At 72.5% G+C, this 18279-nt stretch carries 20 protein-coding genes; 10 read left to right on the forward strand and 10 right to left on the reverse strand.

Annotated elements, in window-relative coordinates; all coding sequences use genetic code 11:
• Nucleotides 1-88 precede the first annotated feature (88 nt).
• The 5 genes from sucB to ACGFK0_RS10120 all read right to left on the reverse strand — a co-directional run bounded on the left by sucB (nucleotide 89) and on the right by ACGFK0_RS10120 (nucleotide 6418).
• Nucleotides 89-1573, reverse strand: coding sequence for a 2-oxoglutarate dehydrogenase, E2 component, dihydrolipoamide succinyltransferase (sucB, locus tag ACGFK0_RS10100; RefSeq protein ID WP_392902487.1), 1485 nt, complete (start codon nucleotides 1571-1573; stop codon nucleotides 89-91).
• A 35-nt stretch (nucleotides 1574-1608) separates the two neighbouring features.
• Nucleotides 1609-3003 (reverse strand): dihydrolipoyl dehydrogenase, encoded by a 1395-nt coding sequence (gene lpdA, locus ACGFK0_RS10105; protein ID WP_392902489.1) that lies wholly within the window; start codon nucleotides 3001-3003, stop codon nucleotides 1609-1611.
• 136 nt (nucleotides 3004-3139) lie between these two features.
• Nucleotides 3140-4693: a leucyl aminopeptidase gene (locus tag ACGFK0_RS10110; protein ID WP_392902491.1), complete on the reverse strand. Its 1554-nt coding sequence runs from the start codon at nucleotides 4691-4693 to the stop codon at nucleotides 3140-3142.
• Nucleotides 4694-4709: 16 nt separating this feature from the next.
• Nucleotides 4710-5477: an adenosylcobinamide-GDP ribazoletransferase gene (locus ACGFK0_RS10115; protein ID WP_392902495.1), complete on the reverse strand. Its 768-nt coding sequence runs from the start codon at nucleotides 5475-5477 to the stop codon at nucleotides 4710-4712.
• Nucleotides 5474-6418, reverse strand: a complete 945-nt coding sequence (locus tag ACGFK0_RS10120; protein WP_392902497.1) for a bifunctional adenosylcobinamide kinase/adenosylcobinamide-phosphate guanylyltransferase — start codon at nucleotides 6416-6418, stop codon at nucleotides 5474-5476. The genes ACGFK0_RS10115 and ACGFK0_RS10120 overlap by 4 nt, the downstream gene beginning before the upstream one ends.
• A 66-nt stretch (nucleotides 6419-6484) precedes the next feature.
• On the opposite strand from ACGFK0_RS10120, the gene ACGFK0_RS10125 reads away from it, so the two are divergent.
• Both ACGFK0_RS10125 and ACGFK0_RS10130 read left to right on the forward strand, forming a co-directional pair.
• Entirely contained in the window at nucleotides 6485-7360 is an 876-nt protein-coding gene (locus ACGFK0_RS10125) for a DsbA family protein (RefSeq protein ID WP_392902499.1), read from the forward strand.
• A 47-nt stretch (nucleotides 7361-7407) separates the two neighbouring features.
• The gene (locus ACGFK0_RS10130; RefSeq protein WP_392902500.1) at nucleotides 7408-7605 is read left to right on the forward strand and encodes a hypothetical protein; all 198 of its coding nucleotides are present in this window, start codon (nucleotides 7408-7410) and stop codon (nucleotides 7603-7605) included.
• Nucleotides 7606-7676: 71 nt separating this feature from the next.
• Here the strand turns inward: ACGFK0_RS10130 and ACGFK0_RS10135 are convergent, their stop codons facing one another.
• Together ACGFK0_RS10135 and ACGFK0_RS10140 are read right to left on the reverse strand one after the other, a co-directional pair.
• Nucleotides 7677-8678 carry an aldo/keto reductase family protein gene (locus ACGFK0_RS10135; RefSeq protein WP_392902501.1) on the reverse strand — a complete coding sequence of 334 codons (1002 nt, stop codon included), beginning with the start codon at nucleotides 8676-8678 and terminating at the stop codon, nucleotides 7677-7679.
• A gap of 99 nt (nucleotides 8679-8777) precedes the next feature.
• Nucleotides 8778-9353 carry a DUF3043 domain-containing protein gene (locus ACGFK0_RS10140; RefSeq protein WP_392902502.1) on the reverse strand — a complete coding sequence of 192 codons (576 nt, stop codon included), beginning with the start codon at nucleotides 9351-9353 and terminating at the stop codon, nucleotides 8778-8780.
• 132 nt (nucleotides 9354-9485) lie between these two features.
• Between ACGFK0_RS10140 and ACGFK0_RS10145 the strand changes: the two genes are divergently transcribed.
• The 6 genes from ACGFK0_RS10145 (at nucleotide 9486) to ACGFK0_RS10170 (ending at nucleotide 13773) form a co-directional block, all read left to right on the forward strand.
• Entirely contained in the window at nucleotides 9486-10289 is an 804-nt protein-coding gene (locus ACGFK0_RS10145) for a PspA/IM30 family protein (protein ID WP_392902504.1), read from the forward strand.
• The gene (locus tag ACGFK0_RS10150; protein ID WP_392902507.1) at nucleotides 10286-10564 is read left to right on the forward strand and encodes a hypothetical protein; all 279 of its coding nucleotides are present in this window, start codon (nucleotides 10286-10288) and stop codon (nucleotides 10562-10564) included. The genes ACGFK0_RS10145 and ACGFK0_RS10150 overlap by 4 nt, the downstream gene beginning before the upstream one ends.
• A 114-nt stretch (nucleotides 10565-10678) precedes the next feature.
• Nucleotides 10679-11596, forward strand: a complete 918-nt coding sequence (htpX, locus tag ACGFK0_RS10155) for a zinc metalloprotease HtpX (protein ID WP_392902509.1) — start codon at nucleotides 10679-10681, stop codon at nucleotides 11594-11596.
• A gap of 3 nt (nucleotides 11597-11599) precedes the next feature.
• The gene (locus tag ACGFK0_RS10160; protein WP_392902512.1) at nucleotides 11600-12169 is read left to right on the forward strand and encodes a hypothetical protein; all 570 of its coding nucleotides are present in this window, start codon (nucleotides 11600-11602) and stop codon (nucleotides 12167-12169) included.
• Nucleotides 12170-12254: 85 nt separating this feature from the next.
• Nucleotides 12255-13172 (forward strand): M48 family metalloprotease, encoded by a 918-nt coding sequence (locus ACGFK0_RS10165; protein ID WP_392902514.1) that lies wholly within the window; start codon nucleotides 12255-12257, stop codon nucleotides 13170-13172.
• Between the two features lies 1 nt (nucleotide 13173).
• Nucleotides 13174-13773 carry a hypothetical protein gene (locus ACGFK0_RS10170; RefSeq protein ID WP_392902516.1) on the forward strand — a complete coding sequence of 200 codons (600 nt, stop codon included), beginning with the start codon at nucleotides 13174-13176 and terminating at the stop codon, nucleotides 13771-13773.
• A gap of 18 nt (nucleotides 13774-13791) precedes the next feature.
• Here ACGFK0_RS10170 and nadA read toward each other — a convergent pair whose 3' ends face one another.
• Nucleotides 13792-14970, reverse strand: a complete 1179-nt coding sequence (gene nadA / locus ACGFK0_RS10175) for a quinolinate synthase NadA (RefSeq protein ID WP_392902518.1) — start codon at nucleotides 14968-14970, stop codon at nucleotides 13792-13794.
• Nucleotides 14971-15208: 238 nt separating this feature from the next.
• Here nadA and ACGFK0_RS10180 point away from each other — a divergent pair, with 238 nt between their 5' ends.
• Together ACGFK0_RS10180 and ACGFK0_RS10185 are read left to right on the forward strand one after the other, a co-directional pair.
• A complete protein-coding gene (locus ACGFK0_RS10180) occupies nucleotides 15209-15571 on the forward strand; it encodes a HesB/IscA family protein (RefSeq protein WP_392902521.1) in 363 nt (120 codons plus the stop codon).
• 159 nt (nucleotides 15572-15730) lie between these two features.
• Nucleotides 15731-16717 carry a carbohydrate kinase family protein gene (locus ACGFK0_RS10185; protein WP_392902524.1) on the forward strand — a complete coding sequence of 329 codons (987 nt, stop codon included), beginning with the start codon at nucleotides 15731-15733 and terminating at the stop codon, nucleotides 16715-16717.
• Nucleotides 16718-16799: 82 nt separating this feature from the next.
• Here the strand turns inward: ACGFK0_RS10185 and ACGFK0_RS10190 are convergent, their stop codons facing one another.
• Nucleotides 16800-17099, reverse strand: coding sequence for a sulfurtransferase TusA family protein (locus ACGFK0_RS10190; protein ID WP_392902526.1), 300 nt, complete (start codon nucleotides 17097-17099; stop codon nucleotides 16800-16802).
• Nucleotides 17096-18274 (reverse strand): cysteine desulfurase family protein, encoded by a 1179-nt coding sequence (locus ACGFK0_RS10195; protein WP_392902528.1) that lies wholly within the window; start codon nucleotides 18272-18274, stop codon nucleotides 17096-17098. Before ACGFK0_RS10195 ends, ACGFK0_RS10190 begins: the two co-directional genes overlap by 4 nt.
• Between the last annotated feature and the right edge of the window lie 5 nt (nucleotides 18275-18279).

Here is an 18279-nt window from a genome sequence, read left to right on the forward strand (position 1 = left end):
TTTCCACGGATCACATGCGCGGGACCCGCCGGCCGGTGGCGCGGCGGGGTCCCGGATCGTCGGGCGGACCGAGGTCCGCGGGAAACGGTCAGAGGCCGAGGTCGGCCTCGAAGTTGCCCTCCTCCAGGCGGTGCTTGATCGTGGCGAGGAAGCGGGCGGCGTCCGCGCCGTCGATCAGCCGGTGGTCGTAGGTCAGCGCCAGGTAGACCATCGAGCGCACCGCGATGACCTCGCCCAGGTCCGGGTCGTCGATGACGGCGGGACGCTTGACGACGGCGCCGGTGCCGAGCATGCCGACCTGCGGCTGGTTGAGGATCGGGGTGTCGAACAGCGCACCACGGCTGCCGGTGTTGGTCAGCGTGAACGTGCCGCCGGCCAGCTCGTCCGGGCTCACCTTGCCGGCGCGGGTGCGCTCGGCGAGGTCGGCGATCCGCTGCGCGAGACCGCCCAGGTTGAGCTGGCCCGCGTTGTGCACGACCGGGACCATCAGGCCGCGCTCCGGCACGTCCACGGCGATGCTGAGGTTCTCCACGTCGTGGTAGGTGACCTCGTTGGTCTCACCGTTGATGAGCGCGTTCATCTTCGGGTGCGCCTTGAGCGCCTCGACCGTCGCCATCGCGAAGAACGGCAGGAACGACAGCTTGACGCCCTCGCGGGCCTGGAAGTCGGCCTTCGCCTGCTCCCGCAGCCGCGCGATCTTGGTGATGTCCACCTCGACGACGGTGGTGAGCTGCGCGGAGACCTGCAGCGACTCCACCATGCGGCGCGCGATCGTCTGGCGCATGCGCGACATTTTTTCGGTGCGTCCGCGCAGCGCGAGCTGCTCGGCGGGGGCGCCGGCGGGTGCCGGTGCGGCGTGCCGGCCGGCGGGGGCCTGCGGAGCCGGGGCCGGGGCCGGGGCCGGGGGCGCCTCCCGGGCCGCCTCCTGGGCGGCGCGGGCCGCCTCCAGGACGTCCTGCTTGCGGATGCGCCCGCCGACGCCGGTGCCCTTGACCGTGGACAGGTCCACGCCGTGCTCGGCGGCGAGCTTGCGCACCAGCGGTGTGACGTACGGGCCCTCACCGGCCGGCGCCTCGGCCGGAGCGGGCGCGGACGGCTGCTGCGCCTGGGCCTGCTGCGGCGCGGCCGGCGGGGGGGCCTGCTGGGCCGGGGCGGGCGCCGGGGTCGGCGGTGCGGGCGGCTGCTCCTGCGCGGGCGGCGGCCAGGCGGCGGGCGGCGGGGCCTGCTGCGGCTCCGGTTCCGGGGCCGGCGCCGGGGGCTGGGCTGCCGGGGCCTGGGCGGCCGGGGCCTCCTGCTCCCCGGCGGCGGGGGCGCCGCCGCCGGACGGCGCCTCGCCCTCGTCCCCGATGACGGCCAGTTCGGCGCCGACCTCGACGGTCTCGTCCTCGGCGACGGTGATGCTGGTCAGGACGCCCGAGGCGGGCGACGGGATCTCGGTGTCGACCTTGTCGGTCGACACTTCCAGAAGCGGCTCGTCGGTCTCGACGCGCTCGCCCTCCTTCTTGAGCCAGCGGGTGACGGTGCCCTCGGTGACGCTCTCGCCGAGCTGGGGCATGGTGACGGAGACCGGCATGTCTCAGCGACTCCTTCGGAATACTTGTGCGGCGTTCAGCCGTGCACGTGCAGTGGTTTGCCGGCGAGGGCGAGATGAGCCTCGCCGACCGCCTCGGACTGGGTCGGGTGGGGATGGATCAGCTGGGCGACCTCGCCCGGCAGGGCCTCCCAGTTGTAGATGAGCTGGCCCTCCGCGATGAGCTCGCCGACGCGGGCGCCGACCATGTGGAGACCGAGGACGGGACCGTCCACGGCCGCGATCACCTTCACCTCGCCCTGCGTCCCCAGGATCTTGCTCTTGGGGTTGCCCGCGAGGTCGTAGGTGACCTCCTTGATCTCGTACCCGCGCTCCCTGGCCACGGCGGTGGTGATGCCGACCGAGGCCACCTCGGGGGCGGAGTAGGTGATGCGGGGGACGCCGTCGTAGTCGATCGGCGGCGGGGTGAGGCCCGAGAGCCGCTCGGCGACGAGGATTCCCTCGGCGAAGCCGACATGGGCGAGCTGCGGCGTCGGGATCAGGTCCCCGACCGCCGAGATCGTGGGGACGTTCGTCCGGCAGTACTCGTCGACCTTGACGAACCCGCGCTCGGTCTCGACGCCGGCCTCGGCCAGGCCGATCCCTTCGGAGACCGGGGCGCGTCCCACCGCGACCAGCAGCAGTTCGGCGTCGACCGTCTTGCCGCCTTCGAGGGTGACGGCGATTCCGCCCTGCGTCGTCTTGGCGCTCTCGAAGCGGGTGCCGACCTCGAACTTGATGCCGCGCTTGCGGAACGCGCGCTCCAGCCGCTTGGAGCTGGACTCCTCCTCCAGCGGCAGCAGGTGCGGGAGGGCCTCCACGATGGTGACCTCTGCGCCGAACGAGCGCCAGACGCTGGCGAACTCGACGCCGATCACGCCGCCGCCGAGGATGACGACCGAGCCCGGGACGCGGTCGAGCCGCAGCGCGTGGTCGCTGGAGATGATCCGCTCGCCGTCGAACTCCAGGCCGGGCAGCGTCTTCGGCTCCGATCCGGTGCCGAGCACGAGGTGCCGTCCCTCGATCATCCGGACCTGCCCGCCGGCGGTGGTGACCTCGACCGTGGTCGGGCCGGTGAGCCGCCCGGCACCGTGCACGACCTCGATGCCCCGGGACTTGATCAGCCCGGTGAGGCCCTTCACGGTCGTCGTGACGACCTTGTCCTTGTAGGCGTTCACACCGGCGACGTCGATGCCCTCGAACGTGGTCCTCACGCCGATCGACGACGCTTCGCGGGACTGGTCCGCCACCTCCGCCGCGTGCAGCAGCGCCTTGGTGGGGATGCAGCCGCGGTTGAGGCACGTCCCGCCGAGGGACTCGTCCCGCTCGATGAGCGCGACGGACTTGCCGAGCTCGGCGGCGCGCAACGCACACGCGTAACCGCCGCTGCCGGCACCTAGGACGACGATGTCGAAGGGGCCGCTGTTGGCCACTGGTCGCTCCCTTTCCCCGGTTGTGGCGCCCGCGTGGTCCGGGGCGCCCTGGGCGGGGCGGGGCGCACCGGGTTCCGGGCCCCCACCGCCACGAGAAAATCTATTCTGTTCTCCACCCGGAAAGCGGGCGGACCCCCTACAGAATTCCCGCGGCGACGTCCTCGGCGATCTGGACGAGCGTCCGGGCCGCGGCGCCCGTGCCGCCCTTCGGGGTGTAGCCGTAGGGCTCGCCCTTGTTGAACGACGGTCCGGCGATGTCGAGGTGGGCCCACTTGACGCCGTCCGGGACGAACTCCTTGAGGAAAATCCCGGCGACGAGCATGCCGCCCCACCGCTCTCCGCTGATGTTGGCGATGTCGGCGACGGCCGAGTCGAGGCCCTTGCGCAGCTCCGCCGGAAGGGGCATGCCCCAGGACGGTTCCCCGGCGCGCTCGGCCGCCGCGACCACCTTCTCACGGACGTCGTCGTCGTTGGCCATGACCCCGGTGGTCCGGGTGCCGAGCGCGACGAGCTGCGCGCCGGTCAGCGTGGCCACGTCCACGATCAGGTCGGGGGAGTCCTCGCCCGCGCGGACGAGGGCGTCGGCGAGGACGAGGCGGCCCTCGGCGTCGGTGTTGAGGACCTCGACGGTCTGGCCGCCGTAGATGCGCAGCACGTCGGACGGGCGCTGGGCGGTGCCGCTCGGCATGTTCTCCGCGATGGCCAGGTAGCCGACCACGTTGACCCGGGGGCCGAGCGCGGCGATGGCGGACAGCGCGCCGAGCACCGCTGCCGCGCCGCCCATGTCGGACTTCATCCAGTCCATGGCCTCGGCGGGCTTGAGGGACAGGCCGCCGGAGTCGAACGTGATGCCCTTGCCGACCAGGGCGAGGGTCTTGGACGCCTCAGGGTGCGTGTAGGAGAGGCGGACGAGCCGCGGCGGGTTGACCGAGCCCTGCCCGACGCCCGCGATGCCGCCGTAGCCGCCTTCGACGAGGCCCTTCTCGTCCAGCACCTCGATGGAGAGCCCGGTCTCGCCGGCGACCCGCTCGGCCTCGCCGGCGAGGTCCTCGGGGGACAGGTGGGACGGCGGGGTGTTGACCAGGTCGCGGACCAGCGTGACCGAGGCGGCGAGGGTCCGCGCGCGTTCCACGGCCGCCTCGGCGCCGCCGGGTGCCGCGGAGGAGACCAGCAGGATCTCCTCGACCGGGCTCTTGTGCTGGTCACCGGTGCGGTAGGAGTCGAAGGAGTAGGCGCCGAGCAGCGCGCCCAGCGCGACGGCCTCGACGTCCTCGGCGGATCCCCCGGCGGACAGGCCGGGCAGCGCGACGGCGACCCTGGCGGTGCCGGCGAGGGAGCGGACGGCGGCGCCGGCGGCGCGGCGCACGTTCTCGGCGGACGGCGTCTCGCCCAGCCCGGCGGCGACGATGACCTTGGCGGTGACGGCGCCTAGCGCGGGCAGCTTGGTGATCTCGCCGGCCTTGCCGGTGGCGCCCAGCGCGCCCAGCGCCTCCGTGAGCCGCCCGTCCAGCGCGCGGTCGAGGTCCTCGGCGCCGGCGGCCGGCACCGGGCCCGCCTCGGCTGGTGCGACGCCGACCACGATCGCGTCGACGTCGATGCTGGCCAGGGCTGCGCTGTCAAGGCTGATGCTCGTCACGTAGCACGATGTTAGTCGTCCCGGTGACCGGTTTCGTCCTTTTGGATCAAGCATTGCCCGTCCCGGCGAGTCATCCGCCCGGCGGCACGGCAGCGAGAACGATCAAGGCGGCGGTGCCGGCGATCTCGACCAGGGCGCCCAGGACGTCGCCGGTCACACCGCCCAGACGGCGCACGGCGTGGCGGAGCACGAGCAGGGCGGCGGCCAGCGCGGCGGCCACCGCCGCGACGGCGTGGAGCGCGCCGCCGAGGCCCCCGGCGGCCGTCCCGGCGGCCGCGGCGGCGGCCAGGACGGCGGCCGTGGCGGCCGACGCGGCGCGGACGGGGACCGTGCCCGCGACCAGTGCGCCGAGGCCGCCGGGGCGGGCGGCGGGGACACCGGCGCGGCAGGCCCAGGGGAGCGCCAGCCGGCCGGCGGCCGCCGCGACCAGCGCCGCGACGGCGGGATGCGGGGCCGCGGCCAGGGCGGTGACCTGGATCAGCAGGGTCAGCAGGAGGGTGACGACGCCGAACGGGCCGATGTCGGACCGCTTCATGACCGCCAAGGCGCCGGCGGCTGGACGCCCGCTGCCAAGACCGTCCGCGAGGTCGGCCAGGCCGTCCAGGTGCAGGGCCCGGGTGACCGCCGCCGTGGCGGCCACCGCGAGGGCCGCCGCCAGGAGACCGGGCAGACCGAGCAGGCCGCCCGCCAGCAGGACCAGCGCGGCGGCGCCGCCGGTGATCAGGCCGGCCGCCGGGGCGAGCAGCATGGCCGTCCGGGCGGCGCCCCGGTCGACCCGGTCCGTCCCGAGCGGGACGACCGTGAGCAGCGTGACGGCCAGCCGCAGACCGGCGATCATCCGAGCTCCGTGACGCGGCCCGCCACGACCAGCGCCGTCTCCTCGGACTCGGCCGCCAGCCGCTGGTTGAGCCGGCCGAGCACGTCGCGGAACGCCCGCCCGGACGGCGTCGCCGGCACCAGCGACAGGCCGACCTCGTCGCTCACGGCGACCACGCGCGCCCGTGTGCCGCGCCACGCCGTGACCAGATCGTCCAGAGACGGCTGTGCCAGGGCCGGGTCGTCCCATGCGGCGGCCTCGTCCATGGCGGCGGCGAGCCAGGTGCCGATGCCGTCCACCAGTACCGCGCCCGTTTCGGATTCCAGGACGTCCACCAGGTCCGTCGTTTCGGCCGTGCGCCACCATGCCGGGCGGCGAAGCCGGTGGGCGGCGACGCGCTCCCTCCATTCCGGGTCGCCGTCGCCGGCCGGCCCGGTCGCGGCGTAGAGGACGTCCGGGCAGGCGGCCAGACGCAGTTCCGCCTCGGCGGACTTGCCCGACCGTGCCCCGCCGAGAAGAAGGGTCCGATGCGGGCCGTGCCGGGGACGGCTCCAGAAGTCCATGCGGCGTTCCAGTTCGGCGGGCGACGAGATGCGGTGGTCCACGTGCATCGCCACCACCTCCGTCATGGGCGTCACCGCCCCCGTGCGGCGAAGGCGGCCGAGGTGTTCCGGGGAACCGGCCAGGTCCAGCAGGACGGCGTCGTACTCCGCGCCGGCGGCGGGCTCCGGCTTTGCCCCGGGGCCGGCCGCCACCAGCACCCGATGCCCGTGCGGGGCGCGCACCTCGTAGCCGCCGGGCACGTCCGTCCGGGGCCAGGACTGCAGCGGGACGCCGTCGATGACGACATCGGCCGGCTCGTGCCGGACACCTGCGGCGCGGAGCCGGCTGCAGGACGCGCAGCGGCACCCCTGCGCGGGCCAGCCCTCCGGGGCGGCGATGCCGCGAAGCTCGATGTTCATCTTGCCCGGAACTCTACGATTACGCTCGCCTGGAAGGATTACGCCGTCCCCCCGTCAGGAGGCCCCGTGGGCAACCCCCCGAACGCACCATGGCCGGGTTCGCCGGGCCCCGGTGCCCAACCGCCCTACGGCCCGCCCCCCGGCCCGCCGCCGGGCGGCTCCGGCTGGCAGCCCGGCCCGCCCGGCCCGTTCGGGCCGCCGCCGCCTCACCGGGGCAAGGGCGGTGCCGCCGGTCTGGTGATCGCGCTGACCGCGGGCGGCCTGGTCCTGTTGCTGGCCGCGGCGGTGGTCTTCTTCGTGGTCGTCCGGGGCGACGACGGCGGTGGCGGCGGTGGCGGCGGCGACGTCGAACTGACGGTCGGGAAGATCGCCGGTGGTGCGGAGGCCACGCCCCTCCCCGACGGCGGCCTGGCCATGGCGCGGCCGGGCGTCGAATCGCCCGTCGTCGAGGTCTACGAGGACTTCGCCTGCCCGCACTGCGGCGATTTCGACCGCAAGAACGACCCCATGCTCAAGGAACTGGCGGTCTCCGGGCAGGCCAAGGTCGTGTTCCGCCCGATGGTCGTCTTCAGCGAGGGCAACCAGCCGGCGTACGGCAACTCCCTCCGGGCGGCGTCCGCGCTGCGTTGTGTCGGCGACGGAGCACGCTGGCTCTCCTACCAGGACGCCCTGTACGCCCACCAGCCGGCGACCCTCAACTCCCCGGGGTACTCCACGGAGGACCTGCTCGTCTGGGCCGGGGACCTCGTGGCCGCCGACGACGGCTTCGCGTCGTGCGTCAAGGAGCAGCGCTACGCCGAGAGCGTGAAGACGGTCAGCCAGGGCTACATATCGGGCGGCGTCCGGGGCACGCCCAGTGTGCAGGTGAACGGCCGCACGCTCGGCTCGTCCGACATCGAGAGCCCGGAAGCGATGCGCCGCGCCATCGAGGCCGCATCCTGAGGGGCGCGACGCGGCTAGTCTCAGCGCGACGAGGGAGGTCGAACGCGATGGCGTGGAGCTGGCGTTTGGAGAAGGCCGACGGGCACACGGTCGGCATGTCGGAAGAGACCTTCTCCACCCAGGCGGACGCGGAGAGCTGGCTGGGGGAGAACTGGCGGGGGCTGCGCTCCGGCGAGGTCGACAAGGTGGCGTTGCTGGACGGCGAGTCTCTGGTCTACGAGATGAGCCTGCACGAACCGGAGTGAGACGGGGACACGCGGACGGGCCGCGGGGCTGAGGCTCCGCGGCCCTTCGCGCTGGTGTCCGGGCGGGCCGGTCAGGGGCGCCGGCTGGGGCTGGCGGTCTTGCCCGGGTCGCGGATGACGACCGGGTCGATGATGTCGTCGATCCGCTTCATCACCTCGTCGTCCAGCTGCACCCCGGCGGCCTTCACGTTGTCGGCGACCTGTTCCGGGCGGCTCGCGCCCACGATCGCCGCCGCCACGTTCGCGTTCTGCAGCGTCCAGGCGATGGCGAGCTGCGCCATCGACAGCCCGAGATCGGCCGCGATCGGCTCCAGGTCCTGGACGCGGGTCAGCAGGTCGTCGTTCAGGTAGCGCCTGATCATGTCGGCGCCGCCCTTGTCGTCGGTGGCGCGCGACCCCTCGGGCAGCGGCCCGCCCGGCTTGTACTTGCCGGTGAGGACGCCCTGGGCGATCGGCGACCAGACGATCTGGCCGATGCCCTCCCGCTCGCACAGCGGAACGATCTCCTCCTCGATGACCCGCCACAGCATCGAGTACTGCGGCTGGCTGGAGACGATCCGGTCGAAGCCCATCTCGTCGGCGATCTTGAGGGCGCTCTCGATCTGGTCGGCGCGCCACTCCGACACCCCGACGTAGAGGACCTTGCCCTGGCGGACGAGGTCGTCGAACGCCCGCAGCGTCTCCTCCAGCGGCGACTCGTAGTCGAAGCGGTGGGCCTGGTAGAGGTCCACGTAGTCGGTCCCGAGACGGCGCAGGGAACCGTTGATCGACTCCATGATGTGCTTGCGGGACAGGCCCCGGTCGTTCATGCCGGGGCCGGTGGGCCAGTAGACCTTGGTGAAGATCTCCAGCCCCTCGCGGCGCTGCCCCTTGAGCGCGCGCCCGAGGACCTCCTCGGCGCGCGTGCCGGCGTAGACGTCCGCGGTGTCGAAGGTGGTGATCCCCTCGTCGAGGGCCGCACGCACGCACGCGCGCGCCGCGTCCTCCTCGACCTGGGAGCCGTGGGTGAGCCAGTTGCCGTACGCGATCTCGCTGATCTTCAGACCGCTCCGGCCCAGGTTTCGGAACTCCATGACCCAGACCCTAGCCCGCCGTTGACCGGGAATCCCATGACGGAAACCGCACACGTGACAGACCCGGGGGGCGGTTCCGGACGGGGACGGGCCGTCCGGTCAGACCTTCTCCTTCTCGCCGACCTTGAGTTGCGGGTTCGGGATGCGCAGCCGGCGGATCTGCATGGCCCGCATCGCCGCGTACATGCCGACGCCCTTGGCGTCCTCTTCGGGGTAGCGCTCGGCGGCCAGCTTCTTGATGCCGCGGCTCAGCAGGATGCCCTCGGCGAACACCACGAAGAGCAGCACCGGTGGCGCGAACAGCACCAGCAGGCGTGCGATGGGGATCGGGAGCATGCTCAGCAGCACGATCGCGAACATGCCGTACATCAGGTAGGAGCCGACCGTGCGGCGCGAGTCCACATAGTTGCGGGCGAGCCTGCGCACGGGGCCCTTGTCCCGCTTGAGCAGGTGCTCCTCGCTGCCCTTGGCCATGCCCGCGCGGACCTTGGCGCGGTCGGCGGCCTGCTTCTCCCGCAGCTTCTTGTAGGCCTCCTTGCGGGTGGCCGGTGCGGTGATCGGCTGCCGGCGCCGCTTCTCGGCCTCGCTGCGCTTGGGCGTGGGGCGGCCCTTGCCTCCCGGCTTTACTACCTGAGGAGGATTCGCCGGGGCCTCCGGGGTACGACGCTTGAACACGGGATCAGCCTACCGGCTGCGAACATCGTGGCTGCCTCGCGCGTTAACGCGTAGGGTGATAAGAACCCCAGCAGTGGTCATTGAGCCCAGTTTGCGACTGAGGCGACAGCACGAAGGGACCGGCGCCGCGCGATGAGCGTGATGAAACGAATGTCGATGATCTTCAAGGCCAAGGCCAACAAGGCGCTTGACCGGGCCGAGGATCCTCGCGAGACCCTCGATTACTCCTACCAGCGCCAGCTGGAGATGCTGCAGAAGGTCCGTCGCGGGGTCGCCGACGTCGCCACCTCGCGCAAGCGTCTCGAGCTGCAGATCAACCAGCTGGAACAGCAGCAGGGCAAGCTGACCGACCAGGGCAAGAAGGCGCTGCAGGTGGGCCGCGAGGACCTCGCCCGCGAGGCGCTGACCCGCAGGTCCGGGCTGGAGGGCCAGCTGAACGACCTGCGCGTTCAGTACCAGCAGCTGCAGGGCGAGGAGGAGAAGCTCACGCTCGCCTCCCAGCGGCTGCAGGCCAAGGTCGACTCCTTCCGCACCCGCAAGGAGACGATCAAGGCGACCTACACCGCCGCCGAGGCGCAGACGAAGATCAACGAGGCGTTCTCCGGCATCTCCGAGGAGATGGGCGACGTGGGGCTGGCGATCCAGCGCGCCGAGGAGAAGACCGACACGATGAAGGCGCGTGCCGGCGCGATCGACGAGCTGCTGGCCTCCGGCGCCCTGGAGGACTTCTCCGGCCCGAAGGACGACATCCAGGCCGAGCTCGACCGGATGGGCTCCGGTCCCGGCGTCGACATGGAGCTGGAGCGGCTCAAGGCCGAACTCGGCCAGGGTCCCGCGCCCAAGGAGCTGAACCAGGGCACGCCGACCGCGCAGCCGCAGCAGCAGGACACCCCCCAGCAGGCCCAGTGGCCGCAGAATCCCGGGGGTGCCCAGTGATCGTCCGCCTGATGGGGGAGGGCCAGCTCGATGTGGCGGACGAGGAGCTGTCCGCCCTGAACACGCTCGACGCCGAGCTCGAGTCGGCGATCGAGTCGGGCGACGAGACGGGCTTCCGCTCCGCGCTGCACGCGCTGCTGGAGAACGTCCGCAAGGTGGGCAAGCCGCTGCCGCCCGACAGCCTGGCCCCGTCCGAGCTGATCCTCCCCCCGGCGGACGCGCACATCGACGAGGTGCGTTCGATGCTCGGGGACGAGGGATTGATTCCCGACTGAGCGCGTAAGGACTGGGGGCGGGCCCGTTCGAATTGGACAGTCGGGCACAAAACCGTGCTTTCACGCGTTATGACAAGTGAATAACGAAATCGGGGAACCGCAGGGGGTGGCCGCATGGCCAGTACGCGTTATGCCTCCGACCGGGGGCTGACGTCGCGCATGCTCGTGACGATGTTCCTGCTGGGGCTGGTCTACGTCGTCTTTGTGGGGGCTTTCTTCGTCTTCGTGCCCGAATGGGCCTTTGTCGCGCTGGCCGTGGCGGGCCTGTTCCTGCTTGCCCAGTACTTCTTCTCCGACAAGATGACGCTGTTCGCCATGCACGGCCGGGTCGTCTCCCCCGAGGAGGCGCCCGAACTGCACGGCGTCGTCGACCGGATCTGCGCGATGTCGGACGCCCCCAAGCCGAGGGTCGCGATCGCCGACACCGACGTGCCGAACGCGTTCGCCACCGGCCGCAACCAGAAGAAGGCCGTCGTCTGCGTCACCACGGGGCTGCTGCGCCGGCTCGACCCCGTGGAACTGGAAGGCGTGCTCGCGCACGAGATGGCGCACGTCGCCCACAAGGACGTCGCGGTCATGACGATCGCCTCGTTCCTCGGCATCTGCGCGGGCCTGATCACCCGGTTCGGCCTGCACTTCGGCCTGTGGGGCGGCTTCGGACGCCGCAGCAACGACCAGAACACCGGGCTGATCCTGCTGGCCGTGGTCGGGGCCAGCGCCCTGGCCTATGCGATCAGCTTCATGCTCACCCGGGCGCTGTCGCGCTACCGCGAACTGTCGGCCGACCGGGCCGCCGCGCTGCTGACCGGCCGCCCCTCGGCGCTGGCCAGCGCGCTGACCAAGGTCAACGGGGAGATCGCGCGGATTCCGACGAAGGATCTGCGGTCGGCGCAGGCGTTCAACGCGTTCTTCTTCACCCCGGCGTTCGGCAAGGGCTTCAGCGTCTCCTCGCTCTTCTCCACGCACCCGCCGCTGGACAAGCGGCTCGCCCAGCTCTCGAAGATCTCCGACCAGCTCAGCAGGGGAGTCTGATCCGTGGGTTTCCTGGACACGCTGCTCGGCCGATCCAAGCCGGTCAAACCCGACCTCGACCGGCTGTTCGGGCTGTCGACGGCCGCCGTCACGCTGGAGGCGGCGACGGGTTTCACCCCGACGGGGCTCGGCTCGGTGTGCTTCCGCGCCGCGGAGGGCGGCGCGTTCGCGCGGCTGCAGAGCGACGTCCGGGAACTGCTGGACGCCGACGAGGGCCCCAAGGTCGAGGTCAGCACCGACACCTACGGCTACACCTGGCTGCTCGCCACGCACCGGCCGGACGAACTGCCCGACCTCGTCACCGATCTGCACGCGGTGAACGCGACGCTGGAGTCCGGCGGGTTCGGCCCGCATCTGCTGTGCTCCCTGGCCGGATTCCGCGGCCCCGACGGGCGGCGCCTCGCGCTCGTCTACCTCTACAAGCGCGGAACGTTCTACCCGTTCGCACCCCTGCCGGGAGACAAGCGCGACAACGCGCTGGAGCTTCAGGTGCGCGGCGCGGTCGGCGCCGACCTGCCGTTCGAGGACGACCTCGGCCGCTGGTTCCCCGTCTGGGGCGCGCCCGGCCTGTGACCCGCGGCAAGTCGTCACCGGCTCGTGTCCTGGATTTGTGGCATAAGACGCTGACCGTAACCTGAAGCCGCTCTAGCGTCGGGCCATGGAGCCCTTCCGTGACGCACCCGACGCGGGGCTGGCCTGGCGGATGCTCGCCACGGCGGTCCTGGTCGCGCTCGTGTACGCGGCCGCCGTGCTGCCCGCATTCCTGGCCGGTCCGGTCTGGGGCGCGGTCGCGGCGGCCGTGGCGGTGGCCATCGCGGTCGTCTCGGTGCGGGCCGCGGACCGGCTGGCCCTGTACGCGATGGACGCCCGCCCGGTCGCCTCCGACGAGGAGCCGGAACTGCACGCCGTCCTGGACCGGCTGTGCATGTCGTCCGGCCTCCCCAAGCCGCGCCTCGCGGTCTCCGCCCTGGACATGCCCAACGCGTTCGCCGCCGGGTCGGGCCCCGGCTCGGCGGTGGTGTGCGTCACCGACGGGCTGCGCGCCCGCCTCGAACCCGCCGAACTCGCCGCCGTCCTCGCCCACGAGACCGCGCACGTCGCCAACCGGGACGTCCTCGTCGGGGCGATCGCCGCGTTCCCCGGCCTGTGCGCCGGCCTGTTCCTCGGCTGGTGGACGGGCCTCATCACCGGCCGGGACAGGTACGGAGCCGGACGCGTGGCGGCGGCCATGGCCGGCGGGGTGGTCCTGCTGCCGCTCGGGGCGGCGGCGGCCGTCCTGCACGGCGTCGGCACGCTGGTCGGGCTCGCGCTGTCGCGGCACCGGGAACTGTGCGCCGACTCCACGGGGGCGCTGCTGACCGGGCGTCCCACCGACCTCGCGTCCGCGCTCGGCAAGATCAGTGACGGGCTGCGGGACGCGTCCCCGCACGATCTGCGCGCGCTGCGGCCGGTGAGCGCCCTGTGCGTGGTCGGGGTGAGCGGCGGCGTCGACGGGCTGCTGTCCGGCCATCCGACTCTGGAGCGGCGCAGGGAACGGTTGTCGGCCATCTCCTGGCGGCTCACGGGCGGCGGCTGACATGGGGATCCTGGACGGGCTGCTCGGCCGTCCCGCGCCCGGCATGCCCGACCTGGACCGGCTGTTCGACCTGTCCGCCGCCGTGCCGGCGCTGGAGGCCGTGACGGGTTTCGCCCCGGACGGCACCGGCGCAGTCTGCCACCGCCTCGTCGAGGGCGGGCCGTTCGGTGCGTTCGGCGGCGCGCAGCGGGACGTCGTCCGGCTGCTGCGCGGCGACGGGACCCGCGAGACGGGCATGAGCGCCGGCCCGCACGGCTGGGGATGGGCGCACGTCACCCGCCCGCCGGACGCGTTCGATCGGCTGATCGCCGACCTGCACATGGTCGGCTCCATGCTGACCGGCGCCGGGTACGGGCCCTACCTGCTGTGCTCGGTCGCCGGCTTCCGCAGGGGAGACGAGCCGCAGCGGCTGCTGCTGGTCCATTCGCCCGGCCGCGGGACGTTCTACCCGTTCGCCCCCGGCCCGCCCGGCGAGCCGGGGGCGCGCCGCCGCCGCAACAACACGGTCGAGATGCGCGTCCGCGACGCGCTCGCCGGCGAACTGGCCATGGAGCCGGACACCGGCCGGTGGTTCCCCGTCTGGGACGCGCCCGGCCTGTGACCGGCCCTCACGTCCTCATCAGGGAAGGGCGAGCATCCGGTCGAGGGCCGCGCGGGCGTGGTGCGCGGTCTCCCCTTCCACCTCGATGACGTTCTCCACGTCGCCGCGCGCCAGTGACTCCAGCGACATCACCAGGTGCGGCAGGTCGATGCGGTTCATCGTCGAGCAGTAGCAGACGGTCTTGTCGAGGAACATGACGTTCTTGTCCGGGTGGGCGTTCGCCAGCCGTCGGACGAGGTTCAGTTCGGTTCCGATGGCCCAGGACGAGCCGGGCTCGGCCGCCTCGATCGTCTTGATGATGTACTCGGTCGAGCCGATCTGGTCGGCGGCCGTGACGACCTCGTGCCGGCACTCGGGGTGCACCAGGACGTTCACGCCGGGGACGCGCTCCCTGACCTCGTCCACGGCGTCCGTGGTGAACCGGCCGTGCACCGAGCAGTGGCCGCGCCAGAGGATCATCTTGGCGTCGCGGAGCTGCTGCGGGGTCAGGCCGCCGTCGCGGCGGTGCGGGCTGTAGACGACGCAGTCGTCCAGCGAGAGGCCCATCTGCAGGACGGCGGTGTTGCGGCCGAGGTGCTGGTCGGGCAGGAACAGGACCTTCTTGTCTCCATCGCCCGAACCTGCCTCGCCCTGGCCGTAGGCCCAGTCCAGGGCGCGCTTGGCGTTGGACGAGGTGCACACCACGCCGCCGTGCCGTCCGACGAACGCCTTGATGTCCGCCGAGGAGTTCATGTACGTGACCGGGACCACGTCGTCGGCGACACCGGCGTCCTCCAGGACGTCCCAGCACTCCTCGACCTGGTCGAAGGTGGCCATGTCGGCCATCGAGCAGCCCGCGCCGAGGTCGGGCAGGATGACCCGCTGGTGGCCGGCGGTGAGGATGTCGGCCGACTCCGCCATGAAGTGGACGCCGCAGAACACGATGTAGGGCGCCTCGGGGCGGGCCGCCGCCTGCTGGGCCAGCTTGAACGAGTCGCCGGTGACGTCCGCGAACTGGATCACCTCGTCGCGCTGGTAGTGGTGGCCGAGGACGAACACCTTCTCGCCGAGGGCGGCCTTGGCGGCGCGGGCCCGCTCGACCAGCGCAGGGTCGGAGGCCGGCGGCAGCTCGCCGGGGCAGTCCACGCCGCGTTCGCTGGCGGGGTCGGCGTCACTGCCGAGCAGCAGCAGCGGCAGGTCTTTTACCGGGGTGGTCACGGCGGTCTCCCTTCGCGACGGAGGACTTATCGTCGCTTTGACGACTAATGATGGCACATGCGGGGCCCGGCCGTGATGTGACGTAGACCGCACCGTCCGCGGGCGTTAAACACGGCCGATACGCGGAATGGCCATGTGGCGAGGTACGTTGTCCTACGGGAAGAGGCGTACGACGTCCTCGAGGACAAGCGACAGTCCGCCGCCGCGTGCGGCGCAGCGAGACCGGGAGCTGACACACATGACGGTTTCAGGCGAGACCACGCAGGAGACCACGCAGCAGGGCGTCGTCATCACCGACGCCGCCGCCGAGAAGGCCAGGGGCCTGCTCGAGCAGGAGGGCCGCGACGACCTTGCGCTGCGTGTCGCCGTGCAGCCGGGCGGCTGCTCCGGCCTGATCTACCAGCTCTTCTTCGACGAGCGGGAGCAGGACGGCGACCAGGTCCAGGACTTCGACGGCCTGTCCGTGCGCGTCGACCGGATGAGCGCCCCCTACCTCACCGGCGCCGTCATCGACTTCGTCGACTCGATCGAGAAGCAGGGCTTCACGATCGACAACCCGAACGCGTCGGGCTCCTGCGCCTGCGGCGACTCCTTCAACTGAGCGAAGGTCCGCGAGAGGCGGCCGGCACCTTGCCCGGCCGCCTCTTTCCGGTTGCCCGCCGCCCTCCGGTCGTGATCTACCGTGCGGTGGGGAAGTACTCTTGCCGGGTTCGAAACAGCCGGTGAACAGCCGGACGACCACGACGAGGAGAGCGGCTTCGTGCGCATCGCCGTGACAGGCTCCATTGCGACCGACCATCTGATGACCTTCCCCGGGAGATTCACCGACCAGCTCCTGCCCGACCAGCTCGCCCGGGTGTCGCTGTCGTTCCTGGTGGACGAGCTGGAGATACGCCGCGGCGGGATCGCCGCCAACATCTGCTTCGGCATGGGCAGCCTCGGCAAGGACTCGGTCCTCGTCGGCTCCGTCGGCGACGACTTCGCCGACTACCGCTCCTGGCTCGAACGGCACGCGGTCGACACCGCGTCCGTGCACGTGTCCGAGATCCACCACACCGCCCGGTTCCTGTGCACCACCGACCAGGAACAGAACCAGATCGCCACGTTCTACGCCGGCGCGATGAGCGAGGCCCGCTCCATCGAGCTCAAGCCGGTCGCCGACCGCGTCGGCGGCCTCGACCTCGTCGTCGTCAGCCCCAACGACCCCGACGCGATGCTCCGGCACACCGACGAGTGCCGCACCCGCGGCATCCCGTTCGCCGCCGACCCGTCCCAGCAGCTCGCCCGCATGGACGGCCCCGACGTCCGCCGCCTCATCGACGGCGCCGCCTACCTGTTCAGCAACGACTACGAGAGGGCCCTCGCCGAGGAGAAGACGGGCTGGAGCGGCGAGGAGATCCTCTCCCGCGTCGGAGTCCGCGTCACCACGCTCGGCGCCAAGGGCGTCGTCATCGACCGCGAGGGCGAGGAGGGCGTGCACGTCCCCTGCCTGCAGGTCGACGACATCGTCGACCCGACCGGTGTCGGCGACGCCTTCCGCGCCGGCTTCCTGACGGCCACGGCCTGGGGGGTCACGCTCGAACGCGCCGCGCAGGTCGGCAACGCGATCGCCGCGCACGCCCTCGAAGCCGCCGGCCCGCAGGAGTACTCCCTGGCCCGGCAGGCGTTCCTCGACCGCTTCTCCGCCGCCTACGGCTCCGCCGCCACCGGCGACATCGCCCCCCACATCAGCTGCCCCAACCCGTAGCCACGTACGTGCCGCACGTCAGGGGGCCGCGCCCACCGGCGCGGCCCCCTGCGTGTTCTGACGTTCCGGACGTTCCGGCGTTCTAGTACGTGCGCCGGATGTGGAAGCCCCAGCCGCCCTGCTGGAGGGTCTCCTCCCAGACGAAGTCCTGGGACTTCATGCGGCACCAGGCGGGGACGTCGGTGCGGGCGGCGGCGTCGTCGGCGAGGACGGCGACGATCTGCCCGACCGGGACCTCCCGGATCCGCTCGGCCAGCATGATGATCGGGATCGGGCATTTGCGGCCCAGCGCGTCGATGACGAGCACGGGCGGCGGGCCGGCCGGCTCGCCGGAGGACTCGGCGGGGGGCGTCCCGCCTTTGGCGCGGCCTCGGAACCTCATGGGCGCGACCGCCTCCCTGTCTCGATCGTGTTCATCGCCGCCCCGCGGAGGCGGGCGACGGCGCCCGGAAGCTCGGCGAGGAACCGGTCGACGTCCGCGGAGCCGACGCCGCGGGGCAGCGATACCCGCACGTTTCCATGGGTGATCACTCCCATCGCCTCCAGCACGTGACTGGGACGCAGCGTATCCGCCGTGCACGAACTCCCGGACGAAACCGCGAAACCCAGCCGGTCGAGTTCGGTCAGCAGCGCCTCGCCCTCCACGTACAGGCACGAGAAGGTCACCAGGTGCGGCAGGCGCCGGACCGGGTCGCCCACCACCTCCACGTCGGGCACCGTCCGCGGGACCTCCGCGCGGATGCGGTCCACGAGCGCGGAGATGCGGGGCGCGTCGGCGGTCATGTCCGCACGGTACGCCTCCAGCGCCGCGGCCGCCGCCACGATGCCGGGGACGTTCTCGAACCCGGGGACGCGGCGCCGCTCCCGCTCGTCGTCCGGCAGCGGGGAGCGCCACCGGACGCCCTTGCGGACGGCGAGCACGCCGACGCCGGCGGGGCCGCCCCACTTGTGGGCGCTGCCGGCGAGGAACGACCAGCCGGCCGGGACGTCGTCCCGTCCGAGGGACTGCGCGGCGTCGACGAACAGCGGCACCCCGGCCGCGCGGCACGCCGCGGCGGCCTCGGCGACGGGCTGGACGGTGCCGACCTCGTGGTTGGCCGACTGCAGGCACGCGAGCGCGGTGTCCGGGCGCAGCGCGGCGGCGAACTCCTCCGGGTCGACGCGGCCCGTCCGGCCGGCGCCGACGGTCGTCACCTCGCCGCCGTCGCGCTCGTGCGCCTCCGCGGCGTGCAGCACGCTGGAGTGCTCCACGGCGCCGACCACCAGATGCCGGCCGACACGGCGACGCGCCCGGAGGCCGCCGAGGACCGCCAGATGCACCGCCTGGGTTCCCGACGACGTGAACGACACCTCGTCGGGCCGGGCGCCCAGGACCGCGGCGACACGCGCGCGGGCCCGGTCGAGCAGGACGCGGGTGCCTCGGGCCGTCCCGTACAGGCGGGCGGGGTCGGCCCAGCCGGAGTCCAGTGCCTCAAGCAGCGCCGACCGGGCCGCCGGGTGCGGCGGCTCGGTGGACGCGGCGTCGAAATAGGCGACCTGCGCGCTGGGATCGGCCACGCGCA

This window comes from Spirillospora sp. NPDC048823, assembly GCF_043198445.1.
Taxonomy (GTDB): Bacteria; Actinomycetota; Actinomycetes; order Streptosporangiales; family Streptosporangiaceae; genus Spirillospora.

What these genes read in the sequence shown, in the direction of transcription:
- sucB (WP_392902487.1), bottom strand. Translation starts at nt 1,573, where the DNA reads ATGCCGGTCTCCGTCACCATGCCCCAGCTCGGCGAGAGCGTCACCGAG.
- ACGFK0_RS10110 (WP_392902491.1), bottom strand. Translation starts at nt 4,693, where the DNA reads ATGCTTGATCCAAAAGGACGAAACCGGTCACCGGGACGACTAACATCG.
- ACGFK0_RS10115 (WP_392902495.1), bottom strand. Translation starts at nt 5,477, where the DNA reads ATGATCGCCGGTCTGCGGCTGGCCGTCACGCTGCTCACGGTCGTCCCG.
- ACGFK0_RS10120 (WP_392902497.1), bottom strand. Translation starts at nt 6,418, where the DNA reads ATGAACATCGAGCTTCGCGGCATCGCCGCCCCGGAGGGCTGGCCCGCG.
- ACGFK0_RS10130 (WP_392902500.1), top strand. Translation starts at nt 7,408, where the DNA reads ATGGCGTGGAGCTGGCGTTTGGAGAAGGCCGACGGGCACACGGTCGGC.
- ACGFK0_RS10135 (WP_392902501.1), bottom strand. Translation starts at nt 8,678, where the DNA reads ATGGAGTTCCGAAACCTGGGCCGGAGCGGTCTGAAGATCAGCGAGATC.
- ACGFK0_RS10145 (WP_392902504.1), top strand. Translation starts at nt 9,486, where the DNA reads ATGAGCGTGATGAAACGAATGTCGATGATCTTCAAGGCCAAGGCCAAC.
- htpX (WP_392902509.1), top strand. Translation starts at nt 10,679, where the DNA reads ATGGCCAGTACGCGTTATGCCTCCGACCGGGGGCTGACGTCGCGCATG.
- ACGFK0_RS10165 (WP_392902514.1), top strand. Translation starts at nt 12,255, where the DNA reads ATGGAGCCCTTCCGTGACGCACCCGACGCGGGGCTGGCCTGGCGGATG.
- ACGFK0_RS10170 (WP_392902516.1), top strand. Translation starts at nt 13,174, where the DNA reads ATGGGGATCCTGGACGGGCTGCTCGGCCGTCCCGCGCCCGGCATGCCC.
- ACGFK0_RS10180 (WP_392902521.1), top strand. Translation starts at nt 15,209, where the DNA reads ATGACGGTTTCAGGCGAGACCACGCAGGAGACCACGCAGCAGGGCGTC.
- ACGFK0_RS10190 (WP_392902526.1), bottom strand. Translation starts at nt 17,099, where the DNA reads ATGAGGTTCCGAGGCCGCGCCAAAGGCGGGACGCCCCCCGCCGAGTCC.